This window comes from Cobetia sp. SIMBA_158, from assembly GCF_046566945.1.
Lineage (GTDB): Bacteria > Pseudomonadota > Gammaproteobacteria > Pseudomonadales > Halomonadaceae > Cobetia > Cobetia amphilecti.
Genome location: NZ_JAWJYL010000519.1, coordinates 1 through 264 on the forward strand (window position 1 = coordinate 1; position 264 = coordinate 264).

Here is a 264-nt window from a genome sequence, read left to right on the forward strand (position 1 = left end):
ACCAACAGCAACTGGGACAGAAGTTCGGCGTCCCCGGTCGCGTAACTCAAAATGGCGCGGTCTGGCGGATCCAGCTTGGCCCATTCGCCAGCAAAGCCGAAGCCAGTACCTTGCAGCAACGTTTGCAAACCGAAGACCAATTACAGTCATTTATTACCACCGCGCAGTAGCGTAAAGCAGGCATCTGATGTGTCAATTTCTGTAAATGACGTTAACAAAGTCACGCTGAAAGTCAGATGCCTGCCGGTAGTGCATTTGCTATAG

The 264-nt window shown here is 51.1% G+C and carries 1 protein-coding gene; it reads left to right on the forward strand.

All coding sequences use genetic code 11. The features are described 5' to 3' along the window. The first annotated feature begins 11 nt into the window (after positions 1-11). Complete coding sequence (locus R2R70_RS20920; protein WP_410979039.1) at positions 12-170, forward strand: SPOR domain-containing protein; 159 nt, start codon at positions 12-14, stop codon at positions 168-170. Positions 171-264: the final 94 nt, after the last annotated feature.